This is a genomic window from Xanthomonas vesicatoria ATCC 35937 (genome assembly GCF_001908725.1).
GTDB classification, from domain to species: domain Bacteria; phylum Pseudomonadota; class Gammaproteobacteria; order Xanthomonadales; family Xanthomonadaceae; genus Xanthomonas; species Xanthomonas vesicatoria.
Genome location: NZ_CP018725.1, coordinates 1,535,081 through 1,561,548, shown reverse-complemented (window position 1 = coordinate 1,561,548; position 26,468 = coordinate 1,535,081). Strand labels below are relative to the sequence as shown.

The window sequence follows — 26,468 nt, the reverse complement described above, 5'->3', positions numbered from 1 at the left end:
TGTCTGCAGTCACGCATCCTCATCCGGAGCCACTCATGCTTGAACACGGAGGCCGCCTGCGCCGCGCCGCGCAGACCTATGACATTGCGCTGTCGCACTGGCTGGATCTGTCCACCGGGGTGAGCCCGTTCGCCTGGCCTGTGCCTATCATCCCGGAGCAGGCGTGGCAGCGTTTGCCGGAAGACGACGATGGCCTGGCCGACAGCGCCGCAGCCTATTACGGCACGCCGCACGTCTTGCCGGTCGCCGGTTCGCAGGCGGCGATTCAGGCCTTGCCGTTGCTGCGCAGCCGCAGCCGTGTGGGCGTGCTGACGCCCGGGTATGCCGAACACGCGCACGCGTGGCGACGTGCCGGCCATACCGTCGTGCCGCTGCCGTCGGGCGCGTTGTTGCAGGCGGCGGAGATCTTCGACGTGGTGGTGCTGATCCATCCCAACAACCCGGGTGCGGAGACCTTCGATGGCGAAGTGCTGCTGCAGCTGCATGCGCGTCTGGCGGCGCGCGGCGGTTGGTTGCTGATCGACGAAGCCTTCATGGATGCCACACCGCACGACAGCGTGTGCGCGCAGTCGCTGCAGCCGGGCTTGATCGTGCTGCGCTCGGTCGGCAAGTTCTTCGGCATGGCCGGTGCTCGGGCCGGGTTCGTGTGCGCGCAGCCGCAGCTGCTGGATGCCCTGCGCGAGCAGCTGGGGCCGTGGACCGTGAGCGGCCCCACCCGTTGGGCGCTGCAGCAGGCACTGGCAGATACGCAGTGGCACGCACAGGCCCGCGAACGCCTGCATGCCGCATCGCAACGGCTTGCGCAGGTGTTGCGCCGCCACGCGATCGCGCCCACCGCAGGCACTGCGTTTTTTCAATGGTGTCGACGCGACGACGCAGCGGCATTGCATGCGGCGCTGGCCCAACGCGGCATCCTGACCCGCCTGTTCGAGACCCCGGCCAGCCTGCGCTTCGGTCTGCCGCCTGATGCGGCTGCCGAAGCGCGCCTGGATGCGGCGTTAGGCGAGGTAGTGGCGTGAGCGCGCGCGTGTTGATGGTGCAGGGCTGCACCTCCGACGCCGGCAAGAGCACGCTGGTGGCCGCGCTGTGCCGCTGGTTGCACCGCCAGGGCGTGGCGGTGGCGCCGTTCAAGCCGCAGAACATGGCGCTGAACTCTGCGGTCACCGTCGACGGTGGCGAGATCGGCCGCGCGCAGGCGGTACAGGCGCAGGCCTGCGGGCTGGAGCCGCACACCGATTTCAACCCGGTGTTGCTCAAACCCAACAGCGACACCGGCGCGCAGGTGATCGTGCATGGACACCCGGCCGCCACGCTGGATGCGGTGGGCTACCACGCCTACAAGGCCACCGCGCTTGCCGCCGTGTTGGCCTCGCACGCGCGGCTGGTCGAGCGTTTCGATGTGGTGCTGGTGGAAGGCGCCGGCAGCCCGGCGGAGATCAATCTGCGCGCCAACGATATCGCCAACATGGGCTATGCCGAGGCCGTGGATTGCGCGGTGATCCTGATCGCCGACATCGACCGCGGCGGCGTGTTCGCGCATCTGGTCGGTACCTTGGCCTTGCTGTCGGAGAGCGAGCGCGCGCGCATTGTCGGGTTTGTCATCAACCGATTTCGCGGCGATCTGGCGCTGCTGCAACCGGGCCTGGACTGGCTGGAACGCGAGACCGGCAAGCCGGTGCTCGGCGTGTTGCCGTATCTGCACGGCCTGCAGCTGGAGGCCGAAGATGCGCTGCCGCGCCAGGCGCTGCACACGCCGCACGCGCAGTTGCGCGTGGTGGTGCCGGTGCTGCCGCGGATCAGCAACCACACCGATCTGGATGCGTTGCGGGCGCATCCGCAGGTGGATGTGCAGCTGGTCGGCCCGGGCCAGACGCCACCGGCCTGCGACCTGATCGTGCTGCCGGGCAGCAAGGCGACGCGTCAGGATCTGCAATGGCTGCGCACGCACGGCTGGGACACCGCCATCGCACGCCACCTGCGCTATGGCGGCAAGCTGCTCGGGATCTGCGGCGGCCTGCAGATGCTGGGCGAGCAGATCCACGACCCCGACGGCATCGAAGGCCCGGCCGGCAGCAGTGCCGGCTTGGGCTGGCTGGCCCTGGACACGCAGTTGCACCCGCACAAGCAATTGCATCGCGTGCACGGGCGCCTGGCGCTGGGCGGTGCGGCGGCCAGTGGCTATGAAATTCACTGCGGTCTCAGCACCGGCGCTGCATTGGCGCGGCCGCTCGTGCACCTGGACGATGGCCGCAGCGATGGCGCCATTTCGCACGACGGCCAGGTGCTGGGTACTTATCTGCACGGCATCTTCGATCACCCGCAAGCACTGGCTGCGTTGCTTGCATGGGCCGGCCTGGTGCAGGCAACGCCGCTGGATCTGGCGGCGTTGCGGCAGGCCTCGCTCGACCGTCTTGCCGATGCGGTGCACACGCATCTGGACACCGCCGCGCTGACGCGGCTTACCCGCAAGGAGCCGGCATGCGGCAGTTGATTCTCGGTGGTGCGCGCTCGGGCAAGAGCGCATTGGCCGAACGCCTCGCCGCCAGCGCGGCGCAGCACGTGTGCTATGTGGCCACCGCGCAGGCGTTCGATGAGGAAATGCAGCAGCGCATTGCCCATCACCGCAGCCAGCGCCCGCCGCACTGGCACTGCGTGGAAGAGCCCGTCGCGTTGGCCGCCACGCTGGCCGCGCTGGCTGCGCCCGACCACTGCGTGTTGGTCGATTGCCTGACGCTGTGGTTGAGCAACCTGCTCGGCCACCCGGATGCGTGCGCGTTTGCGCGCGAACGCGAGGCACTGCTCGCAACGCTGCCGCAGTTGCCCGGGCAGATCGTGCTGGTCAGCAACGAGGTGGGGCAGGGCGTCGTGCCACTGGGCGAACTCACGCGTCGATTTGTCGACGAGGCCGGCCGGTTGCATCAGGCATTGGCGCTACAGTGCGAGCGGGTGGTGTTTGTCGTGGCAGGTTTGCCGATGGTGTTGAAGGGAGAACAGCTGTGAGTAGCGACTGGATCTTTGCCGCATGTGCCGTGCCGGATGCGCGCGCGCGCGCGGCTGCGTTGGCACGGCAGGAACAACTGACCAAGCCGCCTGGCGCCTTGGGCCGGCTGGAGCAGCTGGCTGTACAGCTGGCGGCCTGGCAACGCAACGAACAGCCGACCGTGCAGCGCGTGTGGATTGCGGTGTACGCCGCCGATCATGGCGTTGCCGCCGAGGGCGTGTCGGCGTTTCCGCAGGCGGTCACCGGCGAGATGGTGCGCAACTTCGCACGTGGCGGTGCGGCCATTGCAGTGCTGGCGCGCGAACTGGGCGCGCGCCTGGAAGTGGTGAATCTGGGCGTGGTCAACGACCCCGGCGAGTTGCCGCGCGTGCGTCGCGCCTGGATCGCCCCTTCCAGCGCGAACATCTGTGAGCAGCCGGCGATGACACCGGGCCAGTTGCGCGACGCCCTGGCCGCCGGCGCGCAAAGCATCGCGCAGGCCAAGAGTTGTGACACGCAACTGTTCGTCGGCGGCGAGATGGGCATCGGCAACACCACTGCCGCCGCTGCGCTGGGCTGCGCGCTGTTGTCGCAGTTTCCGCAGGCGATGGCCGGCGCCGGCACCGGCCTGGACGCCGAGGGCATCGCGCACAAGGCGACGGTGATCAGCCGCGCGTTGGCGCTGCACGCCGATGCCGCCACCCCATTGGAACGGCTACGCCAGCTCGGGGGGTTTGAGATCGCCGCCCTGGTCGGCGCGTATATCGCCGCCGCGCAGGCCGGCATTCCGGTGCTGGTGGATGGCTTCATCACCACCGCTGCGGCGCTGGTGGCCACCCGTCTGAATCCCGGCGTGCGCGAATGGCTGTTGTTCGGCCACCGCTCGCAGGAGCGCGGGCATGCCGCGTTGTTGCGCGCCCTGGATGCCGAGCCGCTGCTGCAACTGGATCTGCGCCTGGGCGAAGCCAGCGGCGCGGCGGTGGCAATTCCCTTGCTGCGCAGCGCCTGCGCGTTGCACAACGGCATGGCCACCTTTGCCGAAGCGGGAGTGTCCGACGCATGAGCGCGCAGATCACCTTGTTGCGGCATGGCGACACCGGCCAGCGCAGCTATCGCGGCCAGCTCGACGACCCGCTCACCGAGCTGGGTTGGCAGCAATTGCGCGCAGCCACCGCGGAGGGCGAATGGGATGTGGTGGTGTCGTCCACCTTGCAGCGCTGCAAGGCCTTCGCCACCGAACTGGCCGGCGCGCGTGGGTTGGTGCTGCAACTGGACGCGCGGTTGCGCGAATATCACTTCGGCCGCTGGCAAGGCGTGCCGGTGGCTGATATCGATCGCGACGAAGGCGAGGCGCTCGGCCGCTTCTGGTCCGACCCGCTGCGCTATCCGCCGCCGCAGGCCGAGCCCTTCGAGGCGTTCTGTGCGCGGCTCGCTGCGGCGCTGGATGCGGTGGTCGCCACCTACCCGGCGCGCCGCGTGCTGGTGGTCACCCATGGCGGCGCCATCCGTGCCATGCGGTGCATGGTGGCCGGCGGCGGATTCGGCCGCATGACCGAACTGGCGGTGTCGCACGCCTCGCTGCATCCGCTGGCCTGGCCACCGGCCGACGGCGTCGCCGCAGCGCTGCCGTCGCTGCCGTCGCTGCCGGCAGCATCGTCGCAGTCGGTACAGCACGCGGGATGATCGATGGATTGCTCGCGGCGATCGGCTTCCTGACCCGCATTCCGGTGCCCGGCGCGGTGTTCGCCCGGCCGGGGACGCAAGCGCGTTCGTTGCCCTGGTACCCCGCGGTCGGCCTGCTGCTCGGTGCGCTGCTATGCGGCCTGGCGTGGTGCCTGCGCGACGTCGCGCCGTTGCTGGGCGCGGCGTTGCTGCTGAGCGCATGGACCTGGCTGACCGGCGCCCTGCACCTGGACGGGCTGGCCGACATGACCGACGCCTGGGTCGGCGGCATGGGCGACCGCGCACGCACGCTGGCGATCATGAAGGACCCCGCCAGCGGCCCGATGGCAGTCACCGCAGTGGTGCTGGTGTTGCTGCTCAAATGCGCCGCGCTGGCCAGCCTGCAGGCGCAGGCGCCGGCCACGCTATGGCTGGCGCCGCTACTGGCGCGCAGCGCGCTGGTTGCCGCGTTCCTGAGTACGCCGTATGTGCGCGCCGGCGGGCTTGGCAGCGCGCTGTTGGACGCACCACGGGCGGGCTTGTGGGTGGCGCTGGTCGCCGGTACCGCAGTGTGCAGCGTCGCCGGGCTGGCGATCGCGGCGTTGTGCGTCGGCATCGCCGCACTGATGTTCGCCCTCTGGCGCCACGCCTGCCTGCAGCGTCTTGGCGGCATGACCGGCGATACCTGCGGCGCATTGGTGGAACTGACCGAAACTGCCGTGCTGGTGACGCTGGCGCTGTGGTCGGGTTGAACAGGCAGGCGCTGCAGCTGACCTCATCGTCCTTCCGACTGATGGACCCCGGCCCGCGCATCGCCTGCGCCTGCGCAGCGGCCGTGGGCGCGTGGCCATCGGCATCCGTCAGCGTGCGTCATCTGCTTCGTTCTCCGGCGCAGGTGCAACACCGGCGTCGAATGCGCAAGATCGGGACCGCGCACGCCAACGCATCCGGCGATGCTGATGCCGTCGCCAGGGAGCCATCATCATGCAAACAGCAGACTCAGCCGGGATCAGTTGGCAACGCGGTGTGGAGCGTGTGGTTGCGCATCTGCAAAGCGTCGTACGCAGCGGCGCCGCACTGCCGGATCTGGCCGAACTGGCCGCCATCGCGCATCAGTCGCCGTATCACTTTCATCGAGTCTATCGTGCGCTCACCGGTGAGCCGGTGGGGCAGACGGTTGCGCGGCTGCGGTTGAGCCAGGCCCTGCATCTGCTGGGGCGCAGCGATGTATCGGTGACCGACGTCGCGCTGGCGGTGGGCTATCAGACACCGCAGGCCCTGGCCCGTGCCTGCCGCTCTGCCTTGCAGGCCAGCCCCAGCCTCCTGCGCGCTACACCGGCACTGCGTGCCAACAAGTTGCAGCAGCTGTCCGCGCCACCATCAGGCGCGCAGGTTGCCTCAGCACCGCTGGCGGTCAGCGTGCAGACCCTGGAGCCATTCGAACTGGTGGTGCTGCGCAAGCGCGGCGCGTTCGACGACCTGGATCGCGGCTTCGGCCGGATCGTGGCCTGGGCGGCGCGCGCCGGCCTCGTCGACAGTCTGCAGTGTTTGGCAGGATTGCCGCTGAGCGATCACCGCGACGTCCCCGCGCACATGCATCTGTTCGAATGCGGCGTGGGCTTCGAGGCGGCGGCCACGCCCGCAGCGCCGTTGCAGCTGCGCCGTCTGGATGGCGGCCCGCATGCCGTCCTGCGCCACATCGGCACGTATGCCGGGCTGGAAGATGCACTGGACCAGCTACTGGCCGCCTGGCTGCCCGGCAGCGGTTACCTGCTGCGCGACACACCGCTGCATTACCTGTATCTGGACGACCCGGAAGAAACGCCCGAGGCGATTCTGCGCGCCGATATTCGGGTGCCGGTGGTGGCGATCGAAAAGCGCGGTTAAGATGACTGATGCAGTGCCGCGCGCGTGGCTGAGCTGCGGAGCAGTTGCGCAAGCTGCTGCCTGCGCGCAAACCATGTGCAAGCGCAATGCTGACGTTGTCGCAGAGTCGCCTTCAGTCGATCGGCGGCAGGAACACCTTCTGCGGCGGCGGGTGCATCAAAAACTGCTGATGTGAAATATTCCATGCGTAAGCGCCGGCCAGCGGAAAGGCGAGGCAGTCGCCCGGTGCCAGTGCGGCGACGGGTTGGTTGCGCGCCAGCACGTCCTTGGGCGTGCAGAGCTGGCCGACCAGCGTCACCGGTGTGTCGCTGATCACCGGCGCGTGCGTGCCGCGCAGTACGCGGAACGGATGGTCGTGCGCCTGCGCGGCCGGTGTGCGGAAGTGGTGGGTGCCGCCGCGGGCGATCGCGAACCAGGCGCCGTGGCTGCGCTTGAGGTCCAGGACTTCCATCAGATACCAACCGCAGCTGGCGCTGACATAGCGGCCCGGCTCCAGGCGCAGGCGCAGCGTGCTGCCGTGTTCGTGCAGCAGCGCGGGCAGCCCGGCGCAGAAGCCGGCCCAGTCGAACGAGGAGTCCGGTGCCAGATAATCCACGCCAAAGCCGCCGCCCGCGTTGACCCGCAACGGCCCAAGCGCATAGGTCTGACGCCATTGCTGCACAGTGCGCAAGTACGCAGCAACCAGGTGCAGTTGTGCGCCGGCCTCGCGCTGATGCGACATCAGATGGAAATGAAAGCCCTCCAGCCGCAGCGACGGGCTGACACGCAGCAGGTGCATGGCGGCGTCCAGATCTTGCGGGTCCAGGCCGAAGGGCGAGGGTTGCCCGCCCATCATCAGCCGCGTGCCCTGCGCGCCGGGCACGGCGATGTTCATGCGCAAAAACACCGGGACGCAGCGGCCGGCGCGGGCCGCAATGGCCGCCAGGCGTTGCAGCTCGCGGATGCTTTCCACATGCACGGTGCAGTCGGGCAGGGCAGCGGCCTGGGCCAGCTCGCTGTCGAGTTTCCCTGGCCCCCCGAACAGCAGTGCCGCCTGTGGTTGCTGCGCATGCAGCCAGGCCAATTCGCCGCCGGACGCGCCCTCGAAGCCATCCACATGCGGCGCAAGCGTGTGCAGGATCTGCGGCTCCGCATTGGCTTTGGCCGCATAGAACAGCTCGCACTGCGCCGGCAGCTGCGCGCGCATCCAGGCCGCATGTGCATCCAGTGCGGTCAGATCGTAGAGATATGCGCAAAGCGGGCCGTCGCTGCTTGCCCGCAGCTGCGGAAGCGCGTGGATGACCGCGGCGGTATCGATACGCAGGCTCACGCCGCCACCTGCCGTGCGGTGGCGATGTGGGCAATCGGGTTGGGCAATGGCGTGTAGTCGGATTGGCGATCGGCGCGTTGCAGCAGGCGTGTGCCGAGATTGTTCTTGCCCGGCAGTGGAGCGCCGTCGATCAGGCCTTGCAGCGCAGGCTGCGTACCGTGGCGTTGTTGCCAGCGTGCGGCGAGCTCGCTGACGCACTGCCACAGACGCGCTTCCAGCACGCCATCGCCTTCTGTCAGATGGAAGATGGCTTCCGCCAGGTTGTTCACCAGTGCGCAATACGCCACACGGTTCCAGCCTTGTTCCGGCGTGTAGTACAGCGATTGCCGCGCACGTTCGCCCACGCCGTGCAAACGCACTTCCGGCCAATGGTGGGCCAGCAACTTGGTGCCTTCCAGATCGCGGATCCACACGCGCGTCGGCCAGCCGTCGGCAAACCCGATCACGGTGTTCTGCAGATGCGGTTCCAGCACGATGCCGTGCTGGAACAGCGCGCTCCACACCCCATCCAGCAACAGGCCCGCATAGGCGCGGAACCACAGCAACGTGGCGGTGTGGCGATCCATCTGCGCGTTGCTTCGCATCTGCAAGCGTTGGGCACACACGCTGTTGCCCTGGGCATCGCAGGTGAACAGCGCGGCGGCCACCTGCGGCTGCCAACGTGCGCGTTGCGCAGCGGGAACGGAGTTGCGATACAGGATGCCGAAGCTTTCCGACAACGCACGTGCGGCCTGCGGGTCGGCATCGTGCAGGGCGCGGTCGATCTGCGCGACATCCAGCGATGTGGCCGCAGGTTCCAGCATCACGTCGAAACCCAGTACCTGCGCCGCCAGTGCCTGCCAGCTGGGCGCCAGCAGGTCGGTGAGCGCCACCGCACTTTCCAGTTCGTACCAGGCATTCTTGCGGACGCAGTTGGTCAACCGCACGTGCACGGAACACTTGAGGAAATAATCCAGCTGCGGGTGATACAGCGTCCGCACCGACGAGGTAGGCCGCAATACATCGCCGCGCAGGCCGACCGGCGTGATCCATCCGCGTGATTGCAAGGTGCGCAGCAGCGGGTCGTCGCGCAGGCGTTGCGCCTCCCACGGATGGCAGGGGTAGAGATCGTCGCTACCGGAAAGTTGCCGCAGACTGGCGCGGACATCCCTGCCTTGCACGCGCAGCAGGCGCGGGTCGATGCGGAACCAGAACAGCTGAAATGCCGCACGCGTTTCCGGTGCGCAGGCGAGCACCTGATCGAGCGCGACGCCTTCACGACTTTTCGGTGTGGGATGCAGTGCGTGGCCCCACAGCATCGATTGCTCGGCATCGATCATTGCATCGCCGGTGGGTGCTGTGCGGTGCGCCTGGCGCAGCATCGCCGCGGTGATCGCCACGCTGTTGGCGCTTTGCGCGAGGAGCTCCGGATTGACCGCCTGCGTGCTGCCCAACGCTTGCAGCAGGCAGCGCGCCAGCGCATGCGCGTCCAGTGCGTGCCAGGGTTGCCCGGCGCTCTTGAGAAACGGCGTGGAAGCGAAACGACAGCGGCCCAGGCGGTCAGCGTAGGCGATACGCACGCAGAGCGCGCCGCTATCGCCAAGGTCGATGCGTAGCCAGCGGTGCTCGGCCACGCGCGGCCCGGGGCGGTCAGGCCCGCGGTAATCAAAGTCGGCTGTGCGTTGCGGGATGGCGAACTCGCGCAGGTAGCAGTTGAGCCAGCAACTGCAAGCCTGCGCGTCGGCCATGCTGTCGTACCAGGGGTCATGCATCGTGTGCAGCGACATCGGCAGTTCTCCTTGAAGGAAAGCGCACCGCAACGGTGAGCGCAGTGCCAGCCGCAGCGACGGCGGCGGCCAGGAAGGGGAGGGCGGGGCCGGCCGCCTGGGCCAGCGCACCGGCGGCGGCGCCAGCGGCCACGCCCGCCCACTTGCCGCACGCATCGAAGCGGCCGAACAGGCGGCCGGCACCCTGGCCGCTGGCGACCAGGGCCAGGCTGCGATTGAGCCCGCGCAGGCCGAACAACATGCCGACGCCGAACAGCAGGCGCGCCGCCGCCAGCGCGATGGCGTCGTGCAACAGCGCCTGCCACAGGCAGGCCAGCGCAAACAGCAGCAGCCCCGGAATGAGCCAAGCCTCACCATCGCCGCGCCGCCACCACGGCAACACCACCAGGTACACCAGATGCGGCAGGCTGTAGAGCAGGCCGGCAAGCGCGTCGTGACCGGCACCGCGCGCAAGCGCGTAGGGAATGAAATACGGGAAGGTCACCACCATCGCGAAGCAGAACAGAAACTGCGCGATCAACAACGCCGGCCACAGCGCCGAGGCGGCGGTCGACGGACGCGCTGCCTGCTCGGTGCCCGACGACGACGGCGCTGTAGCGCGTGGACGCGCGGTGGGCTGATCCGCCGGCAACCGCCACGTCAATGCAAACGCCAGTAGGGGCAGCAACGCGAGCGCGCGGTAGAGCGATTGCGCCGGGCCCAAGGCAATCGCCAGCCCCAGCAATGCCGGTGCGCTGACCATCGCCAGCCGCGCCGAATACTGCGTCCAGTCCAGCGCACGCGCCAACGGGCCGGCCTGCGGTTGGCTGGCCAGATAGGCGTTGGCTGCCGCCAGCGAACCGCCGCAGGTGCCTTGCACGATCAGCCCGACCACCAGCCAGCTCAGCGACGGTGCGAAGCCGGCAATCGCAAAGCCCAGCGCCAGCCCCAGTTGCGCGCGCAGCAACGAGCGTTTGCGTCCATAGCGATCGGCCAGCCGCCCCCAGGTGCCCGCCGTTAACGCAGTGCACAAGGTGGGCAACACGTACAGCACGCCGCTCCAGCCGACTGCGGCGGTGGGCGCCAGTTCGGCCAGGACCTGCGGCAGAAACAGCGGCATACCCAGGGCGGTGAAGGCCGCCAGATAGTGGGCGGCCAGCACCGGGCCAAGAATGCGTTTCATCGCTGACCACCGGCATGCCGACATGGCTGCGGGGCTGCATGTGCCTGGGCGAACGCGGTGCCGAACGGATTGGGCGCGCTGTCGCCATAGAACTTGTTGATGTCGGTGGCGCCGGTGAGCTGCTTGCTGAGCAGGCTGCCGGCACTGAGCAGGTATTTCACCGGCAACCGCGGCGTGGCCAGCAGGCGTCGCGCAGGCGCGGTGTCGATACCGTCGGCATCCAGCGTTGCCAGCGTCTGCGCAACCTGCTCCTGCAAGTGCGCCGCCAGCGGCGCGCGCAAGGCCGGCTGCCATTCGGCCAGGCCGTCCAGTACCGCCTGCAGATCCAATTGCAGCACGATGGTGCAAAACATCTGTGCCAGCGCGTGTGTCTGGTCCACCGCGATCCGTGCGTCCTGCAGCGCGCCCAGCGTGTCGATGTCCGGTAGCTGCGCACGTAGATGCGACATCGATATCCGCGCGGCGTCGTTGTCCTTCATCAACAGACGCGTGGGCTGGCCGTGCGCATAGACCAGCACGCTGTTTTGTTGGTTGGCTTCCAGGGCAATGCCGTAGCGCAACCACAGCCGCAGATGCACCGCGAGCAACAACTCGGTGTACTCGCGCCACCAGGCGTGCACGTTTCCGTGTGCGAACCGGTCGGCCAGATGCAGCGCCAGCGGCCGTCCATCGGGCATCGGCGCGCACAGCGCGGCCACCGGGACCAGCGTGGTGTCATCCAAGGGCGGATAGCGCCGTATCAGATAGGCCAGATGCCGGGTGTCGCCGACATGTCCGCCATGCGACTCGTCCACGAATACGCAACGCCCCTGCAATGCGGCATCGTGCGTGTCGATACGCCGTAGCGCGCGCTCCAGCCAATGCCCGTCGTACAGCGTGGAGGGCTTGATCAGGCGCAGGTTCAATGCGCCTAGCGTGCGCATCGGGATCGGCAGCTTGAGATGCAACTGCGGATGCAGCAGCGGCACCAGGGTGCGCACCGACAGGGTAGGGCGCACCTCCAGCCAGGCCTGCGGTGCCCGCAGCGTGCCGGGTGGAAGCGCGAAGCCCGGCTGCTCCAGGCGCTCCCAGACCAGCGGATGCACCGGCCAGGCGATGTGCGTCGCGGCGAGCGCGGGCGGCAGCCCCAGGGTAGCGAAGTCCGGCCATACCGCATCCGGCGGCGCGCTGGTGCAACGGGCCAGCGCACGCGGAACCGCCAACCAGCGCAGCGCGAAGGTGGGCGCAAATTCCGGCGCGTAGTGACGCAGTTCGTCTGCGTCCAGCCCGGCCTTGGCGCGTGCGGTGGGATAGAACGGATGATCGCGGTAGCTGGCCAGCTGGTCGCAGCGGTATGCACGTTCGGCGGCCTCTTCGTGCTCTAGCGCATGCACCAAGGCCGGCACCTGGGCCGCATACGCCTGTCGCGCAAGCGCGCGGTGTGCGACGGCGCAGTCGGCTTCGTCGGCATAGGCACGGTGCAGCTGCTGCGTCTGCGCATCCAGCTCGGCGCTCATGCGTTGCAGCCACGCGCGCGCGCCGTGTTCGACGTGCGCTGCGGCGTCGGTCTGCACGATCCAGCGGTCGCCGCAGGCGCTGATGTCCTGCAGCACGCCGTGTCGATGGATCGGCAACCACAGCGTGCCGTCGGGCAGATGCGCGATGCGCCACCAGCCGTCCACCGGGCTGGGATCGGTCCACGCCGCCAGCACGCTCGCGTCGGGCGCGGCGGACGTGCCCCGGCTGACGATCGCGCGCAGGTCCTCGCGCAGGCAGGCATCGATGATGCGGGTGGCGATGTAGCGCTGGTCGGCGGCGCTGCTCATGGGTGCACCTGCGCGTTGTCGATGCGCCAGTGCAGGCCGGCTTCGGCATGCACTACTGCCTGCTGCAGCGCCTGTGCATCGCTGGCCACGGCGCTCAACACGCCCAGGTAATCCTTGTTGGAATGGCTCAGCTGGATGCGTTCGCCCGGTGTACGCATGCGTCGGTACTGCACATCGCTGTGCGCGTCGTGATGGCGGCGGTCTTCGCTGGCGGCGATCAGCTCGCCGTCGCGCTCGGCTACGTAATAGCGCAGCAGCGCATGCGCGCACGTGCTGCGCAGCTGCGGCAATGGCTGGCCCAGGTGCGGCGCCAGCGCGGCGGAAAACCATTGCCCGCCGAACATGCCATCGAGCAGAAATTCGCGGCGGTCGCCGATGCTGCGGTAGTTGATCTCCACCAGCACCGGGCCATCGGCGGTGAGGATGAATTCGCTATGGCACACCCCGAACCCGACGCCGAAGGCGCGCAGCTGCTGCAGCGCCTGCGCAATCACCGGCGTCTGGACATGTGCATCCCACTGCGCCTCGCATTCGACAAAATGCGGCGGTGGCGACAGCCGTACCTTGAAGCCGCCGATGGCGCGCAGCCTGTCGCCGTCGCCCAACGTTTCCAGGGTGAACAGCGGGCCGTGCAACATGCCTTCCAGCAGCACGGTGCGCTGCGGGTGGCGCTGCCACAGATCGTCCAGATAGCATTGCAATTGCGCAGCGTCGGCGCAGTGGCGCACATCCAGGCTGGCCACGCCTTCGCGCGGTTTGGCGACCACCGGCCACGGAAGATCGGTTGGCACGGCGGCGCCCGGCATCAGCGTGCAGAACCAGGGGCAGGGCAGGCCGCGCGCACGCAAGCGTTGCCGCATTGCGGCCTTGTTCTTGGCGGCGTAGCACACCTGCCAGTCCTTGCCCGGCAGCCCGAGGCCGGCGGCCACCACGGCGGTGCTGGTCTGCAGATGGTCGCTATTGCTGAACACTGCGCGCGGCAGTACGCCGGCGTCGTGCAGTGCATCGAGCACGCCCAGCGGATTGAAGACATCGCATTCGATCACCCGTTGCGGCGCGTGCGCAGGGTGGTCGTGGAAATAGGCCAGGTGATCGAGGCGATGGTCGGTCAACAGCCACACCGGCACGCCTTGCGCGTGCGCGGCCGGCAAGAAGCCGTCGGTGATGGCCGGGTGGCAGACATGGGTGAGGATCACCAACGGTGCAGCGGATGTCGCAGTCATGGCAGCTCTCGTTCGGCAGGACGGTGGGGAAACCGGTACTGAAACGGGCTGCCTGGCGCCGCGATCGGCGTTGGGTGGCCTGCGATGCATCGATCGCAATGCCGCGTGCTGCGGCGCTGAAGCGTGCTTCGTGCACGCCGTATTTCCGGCGACGGCCACGGCAGGGCCGCCATTGCCGTCATGGGCGACCGATGCCCCTGTCACATCGGTCGCATGGTGCCGCTGCTCCATGCAGCGTGGACACTGATAAAACGGTGCAAATCCTGATCTGTGGTACGTGACGCTGACGATCAATCGCAGTGCGCAAGTGGCACGCGCCGGTTGCTACTGCCGACCGCGCGCATTGCGGTTAGAACGTGTACTCCACACCTGCAGTGAAGGTCCGTCCGGGTGCGGCCTGACGGCCCCACGGGCTGGTGTCCACGCCACGGAACCAGTATTGCCGGTCGAACAGATTGTTGATCGCTAGCGACGCACTGAATTTCTGCCCATCGCGTTCGAACAACGTGTGGCTCACCTGCGTGTTCCAGACCATGTAGGCCGGCAACTGGCCCACCGAGGCGATGGCGTTCTCTTGCACGGTGTTGGCCGCATCGCTGAAGGCCTTGCTGAAGTAATAACCGGAGAGCGCGACAGTGGTATGACCGAGTGCGTAGTTGCCGCCCAGGGTGATCTGATTGCGCGAGGTATACGGAACGCGCAAACCGCGGAACGCCCCCGATTCCTGGCTGGCATCCAGATACGCGTAGCCCGCGTTGAGGGTCAGCGCACGCAGCTGTTCCGGGCTCCATTGCAGCTCCACCTCGCCACCTTGATGGCGGGTCTTGCCCAGATTGCGGAACACGCGGGTGGTGTTGTCCAGCTGGATCTGCTGATCGAAATCGATCAGGTAGCCACCGACCTGGATGCGGGTACGGTCATTGGGTTGATAGCGCGTGCCGGCTTCGTAGTTCCATGCCAGCTCGGCATCCAGATTGTTGCCGAAGATGATCTGGGTGACCTGCGGCGCGCGCATCGAACGCTGCCCGTCCGCATAGAAGAACCATTGCGCGTTTGCCTGGAAGCCGACCGTCAGGCCGGGCAGCACATCGCGGGTCTGGTTGAGCGTACTCACCCCGGTAGCGCGGTTGAAATAGCGCGAATCCAGGCGCTCGTAGCGTAACCCGGGCGTGACGGTGATGCGCGCGTCCGGCAGCGTGATCGCATTGCTGACATAGGCGGCCAACGCACGGTCTTCGAACTGCCAGTCGCGCACGCTGGTGAACAAGCCATCGCGCAAGCGTAGATTGCCGACCAGAAAATCGATGTCCTCGCGCACCGCGCGCACGCCTGCGGTCCACTGCTGTTGCACGCCGCCGGCTTCGCCCATGCTCCAGCTCAGACGCGGCTCGCTGCCCACCACGCGGAAGTCGCGCGGTGCGGTCTGGCGCAGTTGCGGCGGCAGGTCCGAGCGCCAGGTTTCGGTGGCGGCCTGGCGCATGCCGACGATGAAGTTACGGCTGCTGCGCGCGCTGAAATTGGTCCAAGACAAGCGGACATCCTTCATTGGCCCCCAGTCGCCGAACAATTGCTCATAGCTCAGTGATGCACGCGTGGTACGGCCGTTGAAGGTGTCCAATGGGCGCGTGGACTGACGCGGGTCGCGCCGGTAATCGTCCGGGCTGAGCGCGCCGGCCAGGTCCATGTCGACCAGATACCGCTGCACGCTGGCCTTGATCAGCTTGGTGTCGTCCAGCCACCATTCCGCACGCACGCGCAGATTGCTGATGTCGGTATCGCTATGCGCACGCCAATACTCGCCGTAGGTGCGATTGGCATCGACCTGCATGCCGAAGTTGTCGGTCAGATAGCCGCCGCTGCTCAGCGCGCTGTCTTGCAGGAACTGGCCCTGGCCACCGGCCGTGACCTTGTGCGCCAGCGTGGTGCTCCACTCGCTGGAGATGTCCTTGCTGACCAGGTTGATCACCCCGCCCACGTTGTTCGGACCGTACTGCACCGCCGCGCCGCCGCGCACGATGTCGATGCGATCGATCTGATTGAGTCCCACTGGAAACAACGACAGGCTGGTCTGCCCATACGGCGCCAGCGCCAGCGGGATGCCGTCTTCGAGTACCTGCACGCGGCCGCTGCGGCTTTCGTACAGGCCGCGCAACATGATCTGCGGCAATGCGCCGGTGCCGGTCTCGTCGAAGATCTTGATGCCAGGTACGCGTTGCAGCGCATCGTCGAGTGAGCGATTGCCGCCATTGCGCAACTGCTCGCGATCGATCACCTGGCGGCTGCCCGCGTAGCGCTGTACGTCGTCCGGTTTGGAACGGCCAAGCAGGCTGCCCTGTACCTGGATCGCATCCAGTGCACGGATCGGTGTCTGGTCATTCACGCCAGCCGACGTCTCGACAGCCGGCGTATCTATGGCAAGCGCCAGCTGCGGCAGACCGCAGCTGGCTGCGGCGATGGCCAGGCTCAGGGTGTGCAAACGGATCGTCGACATCTACGGCGTGCTCCTGCAGGCGGGTAGTGAGGCGGGCGCGTCGAACGTGGCCAGATGGCCACGCAGCGCGCGTTGGATCAGGGCGCGGTCCTCGCCGGCGAGCAGCCAGCGCAGATCCGGTTGTTGCAGCCAGTGCGTGCGTTGCGCATCGGTCCGTGGATTGGGGCAGAACGGCACATCGGCGGCGCGGCAGTGCGCGTGCAGCTGCAGCAGCAATTCCCACACCTGCGCATGCGTGGGCTGCGGACCCAGGCCCAAATCCAGCGCCAGATCCAGCGCGCCTTCCATCACCAGCGCCACGCCGGGCACAGCGAGAATCTCGTCAAGCGCGGCAATGCCGGCGGCGCTTTCGATCATCGGCACGATGCGGATGTCACGATTGGCCTGGGCGATATAGGTGGGCAGGTCGACGTTGCCGAAGCCGGTGACGCGGCCACCGGTGATCCCGCGCTGACCAAGCGGCGGGAAACGCGCCGCGGCGACGGCGCGCGCCATCTGTTGCGCCGACTCGGCACGCGGCACCACGATGCCGCGCGCACCGGCATCCAGCACCCGGCCGATCAGTTTGGCGTCCACCTCCGGCACCCGCACCCACGCCTCGCAGCCGGACAGCTCACAGGCGCGGATCGCATGTTCCAGCGCGTCCGGCGCGCGCAGCACGTGCTCCAGATCCAGCACCACGAACCCGTAGCCGAGGCGGCCCAGCAGCTCGCACAGCTGCACGCTGGGCAATGCATTCAGAACGCCAACCGCATACGCCATAGAAGAGTCCGGCAAGGAAACCGGCGCTCATCCTGCTCTTGATGGGAATGATTATCAAGTGTGTTGGCGGGCAACGTGACGCGTGCCCTGGGTGCGCCGAGGAGGCGGGCGCATCGGATGTTTCAGGTCTGAACCATTCGCTCCCACTCGCGCACGCAGGCTGTTGCGTGTGGCCGGGTTGGAGTCGCGTTTGGGACTGCCGCTTCGCCCACGCGGGACATACGGTCGTGCATCCGCGCGATGGCGCTACAACTGCGCGGCAAGGCGGCGCAACCTGCGAGTGCGTGCGCCGTGCACTCAGGGCCCCACTGCGAGCGCCGACCGGCAGGTGCCGGCCGGCATCCGCTTGTAGCGACTTACGACGCCGGCACGTTCAACGCACGGTAGGGCGGCGTGGACATCACCATCTCGGCCAGCGAATAGGCCAGTTCGCGTTCTGCCAGCACGGCGCCGTCGGCGCCGTGTTCCAGCAGATGCTTGACCTCGGCATCGCTATGCGCGCGTGCCAGCAAGGTCAGCGCCGGGTTGATCGCCCGCAACTTGGCCAGCGCCTCGCCGGCCTCCAGCGGTTGCGGGATCGCCAGGATCGCGATTTTTGCGTTCTCTGGACGCGCCTCGGCCAGTACCCGGTCGGCTGCCGCACTGCCACGGATGCCCGGGATGCCGGCCGCGTGCGCCTTGGCCACGTGGTCGCCGTTGTCGTCGATCACCAGCACCGGCACGCCGCGGCTGCGCAGCAACTGCGCCAGCGCGCTGCCCACGCGTCCGTAGCCGATGACGATCGCATGGCCATCCGCCGGCAATGGCGGGCCGGGCGGTAGTTCCGGTTCCACTGCAGCCGGCGTGTCCTGAATCTGCCGGGCCTGCCAACGGTCCAGCCACGAGAACAGGAACGGGTTGGCCACGATCGATAACAACGCGCCGGCCAGGATCAGATCGCGCCCGGTCTCCGGCAGGATCGCCAGCTGCACGCCCAGCCCGGCCAGGATGAAAGAGAATTCGCCGATCTGCGCCAGGCTGGTGGAAATGGTCAGCGCCGTGCCGGTGGGGTGCCCGAACGCGCGCACGATCACAAACGCCGCCAGCGACTTGCCCAACGTGATGGTCAGGAAGGTGGCCAACACCTGCCAGGGATGCGCGATCAGGATCATCGGGTCGAACAACATGCCCACCGACACGAAGAACAGCACCGCGAACGCGTCGCGCAGCGGTAGCGAATCGCTGGCCGCCTTGTGGCTGAGTTCGGATTCCTTGAGCAACATGCCGGCAAAGAACGCGCCCAGCGCAAACGACACGCCGAACAACTTGGCCGACACGAACGCCACACCCAGCGCGATGCCGAGCACGGCCAGGGTGAACAATTCGCGCGAACCGGTGGCGGCCACTTTTTCCAGCGACCACGGGATCACCCGTCTCCCGATCACCAGCATCGCGGCGACAAAGGCCACCATCTTGAGCAAGGTCAGCCCGAGCGCGGCCAGCAACGAGCCGGACTCGCCTGCGTGCGCCGCTGGTGTGCCGGTACCGAGCGCATCTGCCAGCGCCGGCAGCAACACCAGGGCCAGCACCATCACCAGGTCTTCGACGATCAGCCAGCCCACCGCGATGCGGCCGCGCTGGGTATCCAGCAAGCGGCGTTCTTCCAGGGCGCGCAGCAGCACCACGGTACTGGCCACCGATAGTGCCAGCCCGAATACAAGGCCATGAATCAACGGCCAACCCATGCTCCAGGCCAGTGCCCAGCCGAGCAACGTGGCCACCACGATCTGCGCCAGCGCACCGGGCACCGCGATCCACTTCACTTCCATCAGGTCTTCGAGCGAAAAGTGCAGGCCCACCCCGAACATCAGCAACATCACACCCAGCTCGGACAGCTGGTTGGCCATGGTCTGATCGGCCACGAATCCCGGGGTAAACGGCCCGACGCACACGCCAGCCAACAAGTAGCCGACCAGCGGCGAGAGCTTCACCTTCTGCGCGAGCGTGCCCAGGATGAAGGCGACCGCGAGGCCGACGGCGATGATGTCGATGAGGCTGGTGTCGTGATGCATTCCAATCCGTTGTGAGAGTGTCCGAGGTGATGAAACGGCGTGACCAGCCAAACGAAATGCGCCGGGCAGCGCCTGCGGGCATCGCGAATGAAGTGCTGGAATCCGGCGCGGGGACAGGGCCGCAGGGCGGTCCGGTTGGCCGGGCGCCCATAGTACACAGCGCATGATTAACGCGATGCGACACGTGGCGCATGCTGGCGCGCTGGGCAAGCCGCAGAAGGCTGCCGGCATATCGAACCAGTGGCGCGCAATGCCGAGCGATAGACCGATACGGCCGCAACGTCATCCCAGCGCGCATCAATGCACAGCGGCCACCATCGACAATGGAGTGCGACGGCGCAACAGGGCGAAACAGCGCGAAACAGCGCTCAGAATTGCACCGCCCCATGGCCATGCCGTTATGCAGTCCTCAGGCGGCCGGCGAGTCTGGCGGGTTGGTGGTGCGCATCTTTTGCAGATAGTGGGCCGCAGCAGGCGCGGCGAATTGCTGCACCGCTTTGCTCGTTGCTCGCAACGCGCCATGCGCATGCCGTTGCGCAGGCAATGACGCAAGCGTTGGCGCGTCAACACGCTGCCAGCGATGCGCACGCGCACTGACGCAGCTGCGCCGACGCACGCGGTTGAAGTTTGACGACAAGGCTTCGCGCCAGCGCAAGGCAGGGGCGCGGCGACGCACGACAATTCTCGCGTCGCTTCGTGCAAGCGATCTGCACTCCTTCCCTACGTCCCATCGCGCATCCCGCGATCACGCCCAACGAGCCCAGATCATGCATCTCAGCGACTTCGCAACAGAAAATTTTCGTCAGGACCCGTATCCGACGTATGCACGGCTGCGCGCAGAGGGGCCGCTGGTGGAGGTCGCAGAACGTCGCTTGATGACCGGCCACTACACGGTGGTCGACAGCCTGCTCAGCGACCGGCGCGTCGGCCGCGATTATCTGCAGAGCATCCGTCTGCGTTATGGCGCCGCAGCCGTGGAGATGCCGCTGTTTCAAGGCATGAGTCGCATGTTTCTGCTGGTCAATCCTCCCGTGCACACGCGTCTGCGCGGGCTGATGACCCAGGCATTCAGTGCGCGGCAGATGGAGTCCATGCGCAAGGTGGCCAGCGACACCGCCGAGGCGTTGATTGCGGGGTTTCGCGCACACGGCCACTGCGATGTACTGCGTGATTTCGCCTTTCCGCTCCCCATCCGCATCATCTGCCGCATGCTGGACATCGACCCTGCGGATGCCACCACGGTCGGGCATGCGACCAGCGCGCTGGCCAAGGTGTTCGACCCAATGATGACGCCTGACGAGCTCGAGGCCACCAGCGCAGCGTATCTGCAGCTGGAACGTTACTTTCATGCGGTGATCGAGGCGCGCCGAAGCAGCGACGGCGACGACCTGATCTCACGCTTTATTCGCGCGGAAGATGACGGTCACCGGCTGAGCGGCGACGAGATCGTCTCTAATGTGATCCTGCTGTTTTTTGCCGGCCACGAAACCACCTCCAACATGATCTGCAACGCCCTGGTTGCGCTGCATCGGCATCCCGAGCAGTTGGCGCAGCTGCGAGCCAACCCGGCATTGCTGCCGAATGCAGTGCTCGAATGCCTGCGCTACGACAGCTCGGTGCAGATGGCCACGCGCACGGTGCTACAGGATTTCGAGCTCGCGGGGAGCACGTTGCACGAAGGCGAGATGGTGCATCTGATGTTGGGTGCGGCCAATCACGATCCGGCACAATTCAGCGACCCGCAGGTGCTGGATATCCGCCGGCAACAGGGCCGCGCGCTGTCGTTCGGCGGCGGTATCCACCACTGCCTGGGCAACCGGCTTGCGTTGATCGAGATGGAAGCCGCGCTTGCGGCGTTGCTCACGCAGTTGCCGGCGTTGCGGCTAGACCAGCTTCAGACGCTGACATGGAACGACCGTGCCAATCTCCGCGGCGTGGATGCCTTGCTGGCGTCCTGGTGATGCAGCCTCGCTGCATGGCTTGCCGCAGCCTTCGGTGTGCGCGCATCGACGACCCTGTCCCAAAAAACAAGGCACCACCGAGTGCTCGGTGATGCCTGTTGCGTGCCTGCATCGGGCGCAATCGCGATCGATGCAGGCATCTGGAGCGGCGGAAAACGATGATGCGGTGGTGATGTGCGCCACGCGCAGCGCTCCGGTCTGCGGGCTTTCTCAGAACCGGTAGGTCACCCGGCCATACCAGTAGCGGCCGTTGAATCCGAACGGCGACAACGATGAATACTGCAGGCCGCCGGCGCGGTCGTCGTAGGCCGTGGTCAGCTGCGCCTTGGTCGGGTACTGGTTGGTGATGTTGTCCGCGCCCACGGTGAAGGTGAACTGGTTCCAGGTCTGGCTGGCGGCCAGATTCAACAGCCAGCGCGCGTCGTAGGTCTGGTCCTGGCTGCCATCGGCCGGGTCGCTGATGCGCTTGATCGATCCGTAGCGGGTGGCGTTGAAGTTCAGCGCAAATCCGCCAACCGACCAGTCCGCCGCGGCCATGTACTTGGTACGCGGCGTGGCATCGGTGAGCAGGCCCTGGCTGGCGCGGCCGAAGTTGGGGTTGGACAGCTCCAGGATGGTGGTCTTGTTGTAGTTGGCGCTGGCGCTGAGGTTGAGCTTGCCGTAGTTGCCCAGGTCGGCGAGGTAGCTGTTGATCCAGTCCACGCCGCGCGTGCGGCTGGTGGCGCCGTTGACGAAGAACTGCACCGCCGCCACCTGCCCGATCGGCTGCGCCAGCTGCAATTGATCCGAATACAGGATCTGGTCCCAGATGCGGATCTGGTACACGTCCAGGCTGGAGGTGAAGTTGGCGGTGGGCTGCCACACGCCGCCCAGGCCGTAGTTGGTGGACTTTTCCGGGCTCAGCGGGCGGGCGCCCAAGGCAACGGCCACCGGGTCGGAGGTGCGATAGGTGCCGACCTGCACCAGCTCGCCGTCCTGGATCAACGTCACCACCGAGGCATAGTTCTGCTGGGCCAGCGACGGCGCGCGGAAGCCGTTGGAAATCGTACCGCGCAAGGAGAACGTATCGCTGAAGGCGTAGCGCGCCGACAGCTTGCCCGAGCGCGTGGAGCCGGCATCGCTGTAGTTTTCGAAGCGGCCGGCGATGCCGCCGGACAGCTTGTCAGTGATGTCTGCTTCCAGGTTGGCGTAGACCGCGTTGCTGTGGCGGCCGAACTTGCCGGCCACCGACGGCTCCAGCCCGGAGAACACCTGGGCACCGCCCGGATACGGTGCGCCGTCGTCGGGATTGATGGTGTTGGGGTCGAAGAAGTACGACGCCGGCGAGCCGGCGGTGATCTGGTAACGGTCCTGGCGATGCTCGGCGCCGAAGGCGACATTCACCGGATACGCCAGGCCCCAGTCGAAGGACTTGTTGACGTCGACGTTGATCGTGCCCTGCTCGGTCTCGAATCCGCCGGAATTGAAGTTGGTCGGCGAGGCGCCGGTGGTGTAATACAGATTGGTGTTGATGCTGTTGAGGATGTTGAAGGTCATGTCGTTCTTGCCGTAGGTGGCCGACACGTCCCAATTCCACTCGCTTTCGGTGCTGCCCTTCAGTCCCAGCACGGCCGAGCGGTCGTTGGTGGGGTTGTAGATCTGCGGCAGGAACCCGTTGGGATAGATCGCCTGCACATTGCGCGCGGTGTTGTCGGCCGCGCGGTAATAGCCGTTGGAGGTGACTTCGCGACGGCTCATGCTCAGGTGGCCGTACAGTTCCACATTGGGCGAAAACGCGTAGCCGAATGCGGCCAGCCCCTGATAGAAGTTGGACGCCGGGTCGCCGTGGCGCTGGTACGGCACCCCGCCCGGATTGGGCGTGCCCGGCACGGTGGTGGCGCGGTTGGTGTTTTCGCCGCGATTGGTGCTCATGGTGTTCTGGTAGTTCCACGACAGCCGTACCCAGCCCGGTGCGGTGTCGCCGCCGGTGCCGCCGAAGGCCAGGCCCACCGAACCGTCGATGCCGTTCTGCTCGCCATCGCCCTTGTCCATGATGCCGCCGTTGACCGAGATGCTGTTGTTGCCCGCATCGGCACCGTGCTTGAGCACGATGTTGACCACGCCGGCGATCGCATCGGAGCCGTACTGCGCCGACGCACCGTCGCGCAGCACTTCGATGCGCGCAATCGCCGACATCGGCAGCGAGTTCAGGTCAGCCGGCGCCGAGCCGCGGCCCACGTAGGGGTTGTAGTTGATCAGCGAAGAGGTGTGATAGCGCTTGCCATCGACCAGTACCAGCACCGCATCCGGCGACAGCCCGCGCAGTGTGGCCGGGCGTGCTGCATCGTTACCGTCGGAAATCGCCGGCCGCGGGAAGTTCAGCGACGGCAGCAGCTTGCCCAAAGCGGTGGCGATGTCGGTCGCGCCGGTGGCCTGCAGCGACTGCTCGGTGATGATGTCGATCGGCGATTCGGATTCGGCCACGGTGCGGTCGCTGACGCGCGTACCGGTGACGATCAGGGTGTCCAGGGTCTTCTGCGGCTGGGTCGATTGCGACTGCGCACTGGCAGCGAAGGAACAGACGGTGAGTGCGACTGAAATCGCCAGCGAAAGTGCGTTGGAGGTGTGCATGGGAATCAAGGCTCAAAGGGGATGAAGGACGCAGCGGTGAAATGCGTGTAACGGGGGAAGACAACTGCGTAGGGTGATCGGGCATGCAGGCCGGGTCTTTGCAGATGCAAAGCGGCAGGCGCGGCAATGCCGACGATCTGCAACGCGCCATGCCGCGCGCTGTGCATCCTTGCGGGGCGTCCTTGCGAAAGCGGACAAGCCGAGGGGTTGAGCGCCCGCACTCCCGATTACGAAAGTGCGGGCACATACCGCTGCGGTCGGCAACGCGCTGTCCGGCGTCGCCGTGCCAGGTGAGCGCCGTCGTTACCGACCGGCACCCGCAGTTACCACTTGTAGTTCACGTTGGCGTACACCAGCGCGCCGTTGAAACCGAACGGCGAAGCGCTGCTGTAGGGCAGATAGGTGCGCGTGCCGAGCCCGGCTTCCTGGCGGTCCGGATATTCGTTGAGCACGTTGTCGCCACCGACGGTGAAGTTCCACGCACCCAGCTTGTAGGACGCGGCCAGATCCAGCGTCCACTTCGCTGCATAGGTCTGGTCGCTGCCGGCGTTGGTGCCGAAGGTGCTGAACTCGCCCCAGCGTGTGGCGGTGCCGGTGAACGACCAGTTGCCCGGCGACCAGGTTCCGCCCAGGAAGAACTTGTCGCGTGGCGTGCCTTCGGTGATGCGGCCGAGTTCTGCACGGCCGATACGCACTGCACCCGGGTCGATGGCTTCCAGTGCAGCCGGGTTGGCGGCGATGCGTTCGACTTCGGTCTTGTTGTAGTTGTAGCCGGTGGTCAGCTCTGCGCTGCCACCATCGAGGGCCCAGCGATAGGTGCCGACCGCATCCACACCCTGGGTCTTGGTATCCACGGCATTGGTAAAGTAGCGCCCGCCGCCGATCCCCGGGAAGCCATTGGCCTGCAGATAATTACGCGCTGCGGTAGAGGTCAGGTTCTCCGACAGCACGATGCGGTCGTCGATCTCGATGCGATAGGCATCGACGGTGATGTACAGGTTCTCCACCGGCTGCAACACCACGCCCAACCCGTAGTTCTTGGATTCCTCGGCCTTGAGCGGTTCGGCGCCGAGCGCGATCGCGGCCGGGTTGTCGGTGCGGAAGGTGCCGATCTCGAACGGAATCGCGGTCACCGAGCCGTTGGGCTGCGCCACGTTGAGGAACTGCGTGGCGATCGACTGGAAGTTCTGCTGCTGCAGCGATGGTGCGCGGAAGCCGGTGGAGGCGGTGGCACGCAGCGCCACCTTGTCGGTGAACGCATAGCGCAGCGACAGCTTGCCGGTAGCGGTGTCGCCGAAGTCGCTGTACTTCTCGTAGCGCCCGGCGAGGCCGGCGGAGAACTTCTCGGTCAGATCCGCTTCCAGATCCACATAGGCCGAATGACTGTTGCGATTGTAGTAGCCGGCATCGGACAACTTGAAGCCCGGGAACACCTGCGCGCCGGGAATCAACGCACCGTTGGCGGAGGGAATGCCGCCGTTGGCCGACGATGCTGCATCGCCAGGCGATTGATTGAACTTCTCGCCGCGCCATTCCGCGCCGAAGGCCAGCGTGACCGGGTAGGCCAGGCCCCAATCGAGCGTCTTGGTGAAGTCGGCGTTGAGCACGTTCTGGGTGACTTCCAGCGTACCGGCATGGAAGTCGGTCGGGCTGGCCAGCCCTAAACTGTTGTTCAAGCTGTTACGTACATCGAAGGTGAGATTGTTCTGGCCGTAGTTGTAGCTCAGATCGATGTTCAAGCCGCCTTCGGTGGAGGTCTTCAACCCGCCCACCCACGACACGTCCTTGCTGACGTTGTAGATCTGCGGCAGGAAGCCGTCCGGATAGATTTCCGGGCGGTTGCGGTTGTCGCCGGCAAAACGGAAATAGCCGTTGGACAGCACTTCGCGGCGGCTGACCATGCCGAACGAATAGAAAGTGAGGTAATCGGTGGGGCTGTATTCGCCGTTGAACGAGATGGCGCCCTGGTCGATCTCCGGGTCGCCGTAACGCTGCTCCACGCGGCCGCCGAACGGCAACGCGCGATTGGTCTGGTCCGAATGCCCGGCCTGCGCGGCCAGATGCACCTTGCCGGTGCCGGCGAAGCTGAAACCGGCATCGCCGGACAGCTGGTATTGCTCGCCATCGCCGGCGCTGTATTTACCATAGCGACCATTGACGCTGCCGCCTTCGCCGCTTCCCTTGAGCACGATGTTGATCACGCCAGCAATCGCATCGGAGCCGTATTGCGCCGACGCACCGTCGCGCAGCACTTCGATGCGCTCCACTGCCGCGATCGGGATGGTGTTGAGGTCTGCCGGCGATGACCCGCGGCCTTGGGTGTCGTTGAGGTTGATCAGCGCGGTGCTGTGATAGCGCTTGCCGTTGACCAGCACCAGCACCTGATCGGGCGACAGGCCCCGCAGCTGCGCGGGGCGCACCGCGTCCGAACCGTCGGAGATGGCGGGGCGCGGGAAATTGAGCGAGGGGATCGCGCGTGACAGCGCGGTAGCCAACTCGGTGGTGCCGGTCGATTCCAATGCCTGTGGCGAAATGATGTCGATCGGCGATGCCGATTCGGCCACGGTGCGGTCGGCCACGCGCGTACCGGTCACGATCAGCGTGTCGAGGGTTTTCTGGGTGGGAGCTTGCGACTGCGCAACTGCGGTTGAAGCGGAAAACGACAAGGCAACAACAACAGCGACTGCGAGTGGACTGGACTTGCAATTCATGCGGTAACAACTCCGAGTGGGGAACGGATGCACGCAGTGGGCCCCCTCCCAGGCCGCGTCCATTGCGGCAGCTGCGGTGCGTTCTCAA

18 protein-coding genes are annotated in these 26,468 nt (G+C 66.7%); 8 read left to right on the top strand and 10 right to left on the bottom strand.

What is annotated here, in order from left to right; genetic code table 11:
• Nucleotides 1-35 precede the first annotated feature (35 nt).
• The 7 genes from cobD to BJD12_RS06755 all read left to right on the top strand — a co-directional run bounded on the left by cobD (nucleotide 36) and on the right by BJD12_RS06755 (nucleotide 6,529).
• Nucleotides 36-1,019 carry a threonine-phosphate decarboxylase CobD gene (cobD, locus tag BJD12_RS06785; RefSeq protein WP_005989425.1) on the top strand — a complete coding sequence of 328 codons (984 nt, stop codon included), beginning with the start codon at nucleotides 36-38 and terminating at the stop codon, nucleotides 1,017-1,019.
• Nucleotides 1,016-2,491, top strand: coding sequence for a cobyric acid synthase (locus tag BJD12_RS06780; protein WP_005989423.1), 1,476 nt, complete (start codon nucleotides 1,016-1,018; stop codon nucleotides 2,489-2,491). Before cobD ends, BJD12_RS06780 begins: the two co-directional genes overlap by 4 nt.
• Complete coding sequence (gene cobU / locus BJD12_RS06775) at nucleotides 2,479-3,000, top strand: bifunctional adenosylcobinamide kinase/adenosylcobinamide-phosphate guanylyltransferase (protein WP_005989420.1); 522 nt, start codon at nucleotides 2,479-2,481, stop codon at nucleotides 2,998-3,000. The genes BJD12_RS06780 and cobU overlap by 13 nt, the downstream gene beginning before the upstream one ends.
• Complete coding sequence (cobT, locus tag BJD12_RS06770; RefSeq protein WP_005989419.1) at nucleotides 2,997-4,043, top strand: nicotinate-nucleotide--dimethylbenzimidazole phosphoribosyltransferase; 1,047 nt, start codon at nucleotides 2,997-2,999, stop codon at nucleotides 4,041-4,043. Before cobU ends, cobT begins: the two co-directional genes overlap by 4 nt.
• On the top strand, nucleotides 4,040-4,663 hold the full coding sequence (locus BJD12_RS06765) for a histidine phosphatase family protein (protein WP_005989418.1): 624 nt from the start codon (nucleotides 4,040-4,042) through the stop codon (nucleotides 4,661-4,663). Before cobT ends, BJD12_RS06765 begins: the two co-directional genes overlap by 4 nt.
• On the top strand, nucleotides 4,660-5,394 hold the full coding sequence (locus BJD12_RS06760; RefSeq protein WP_005989417.1) for an adenosylcobinamide-GDP ribazoletransferase: 735 nt from the start codon (nucleotides 4,660-4,662) through the stop codon (nucleotides 5,392-5,394). Before BJD12_RS06765 ends, BJD12_RS06760 begins: the two co-directional genes overlap by 4 nt.
• A gap of 232 nt (nucleotides 5,395-5,626) precedes the next feature.
• A complete protein-coding gene (locus tag BJD12_RS06755; protein WP_080553045.1) occupies nucleotides 5,627-6,529 on the top strand; it encodes an AraC family transcriptional regulator in 903 nt (300 codons plus the stop codon).
• Nucleotides 6,530-6,641: 112 nt separating this feature from the next.
• Here BJD12_RS06755 and BJD12_RS06750 read toward each other — a convergent pair whose 3' ends face one another.
• From BJD12_RS06750 to ybaL, 8 genes are all read right to left on the bottom strand, one after another.
• Nucleotides 6,642-7,838, bottom strand: coding sequence for a type III PLP-dependent enzyme (locus tag BJD12_RS06750; protein ID WP_005989414.1), 1,197 nt, complete (start codon nucleotides 7,836-7,838; stop codon nucleotides 6,642-6,644).
• A complete protein-coding gene (locus BJD12_RS06745) occupies nucleotides 7,835-9,604 on the bottom strand; it encodes an IucA/IucC family protein (protein ID WP_005989413.1) in 1,770 nt (589 codons plus the stop codon). The genes BJD12_RS06750 and BJD12_RS06745 overlap by 4 nt, the downstream gene beginning before the upstream one ends.
• A complete protein-coding gene (locus BJD12_RS06740) occupies nucleotides 9,582-10,766 on the bottom strand; it encodes an MFS transporter (protein ID WP_039420237.1) in 1,185 nt (394 codons plus the stop codon). Before BJD12_RS06740 ends, BJD12_RS06745 begins: the two co-directional genes overlap by 23 nt.
• Nucleotides 10,763-12,571 (bottom strand): IucA/IucC family siderophore biosynthesis protein, encoded by a 1,809-nt coding sequence (locus BJD12_RS06735; protein ID WP_005988945.1) that lies wholly within the window; start codon nucleotides 12,569-12,571, stop codon nucleotides 10,763-10,765. Before BJD12_RS06735 ends, BJD12_RS06740 begins: the two co-directional genes overlap by 4 nt.
• Nucleotides 12,568-13,794, bottom strand: a complete 1,227-nt coding sequence (locus tag BJD12_RS06730) for an ATP-grasp domain-containing protein (RefSeq protein ID WP_058562853.1) — start codon at nucleotides 13,792-13,794, stop codon at nucleotides 12,568-12,570. Before BJD12_RS06730 ends, BJD12_RS06735 begins: the two co-directional genes overlap by 4 nt.
• A 349-nt stretch (nucleotides 13,795-14,143) precedes the next feature.
• The gene (locus BJD12_RS06725) at nucleotides 14,144-16,285 is read right to left on the bottom strand and encodes a TonB-dependent receptor family protein (protein WP_005992348.1); all 2,142 of its coding nucleotides are present in this window, start codon (nucleotides 16,283-16,285) and stop codon (nucleotides 14,144-14,146) included.
• Nucleotides 16,286-17,047, bottom strand: coding sequence for an HpcH/HpaI aldolase family protein (locus tag BJD12_RS06720; protein ID WP_005992347.1), 762 nt, complete (start codon nucleotides 17,045-17,047; stop codon nucleotides 16,286-16,288).
• A 356-nt stretch (nucleotides 17,048-17,403) separates the two neighbouring features.
• A complete protein-coding gene (gene ybaL, locus BJD12_RS06715; RefSeq protein WP_005992344.1) occupies nucleotides 17,404-19,098 on the bottom strand; it encodes a YbaL family putative K(+) efflux transporter in 1,695 nt (564 codons plus the stop codon).
• Nucleotides 19,099-19,865: 767 nt separating this feature from the next.
• Here ybaL and BJD12_RS06705 point away from each other — a divergent pair.
• The gene (locus BJD12_RS06705; RefSeq protein WP_005992343.1) at nucleotides 19,866-21,059 is read left to right on the top strand and encodes a cytochrome P450; all 1,194 of its coding nucleotides are present in this window, start codon (nucleotides 19,866-19,868) and stop codon (nucleotides 21,057-21,059) included.
• A gap of 210 nt (nucleotides 21,060-21,269) precedes the next feature.
• On the opposite strand, the gene BJD12_RS06700 is transcribed toward BJD12_RS06705, so the two are convergent.
• On the bottom strand, nucleotides 21,270-23,669 hold the full coding sequence (locus tag BJD12_RS06700; RefSeq protein WP_005992341.1) for a TonB-dependent receptor plug domain-containing protein: 2,400 nt from the start codon (nucleotides 23,667-23,669) through the stop codon (nucleotides 21,270-21,272).
• A 323-nt stretch (nucleotides 23,670-23,992) separates the two neighbouring features.
• A complete protein-coding gene (locus BJD12_RS06695; RefSeq protein WP_042828526.1) occupies nucleotides 23,993-26,380 on the bottom strand; it encodes a TonB-dependent receptor plug domain-containing protein in 2,388 nt (795 codons plus the stop codon).
• Nucleotides 26,381-26,468 lie beyond the last annotated feature (88 nt).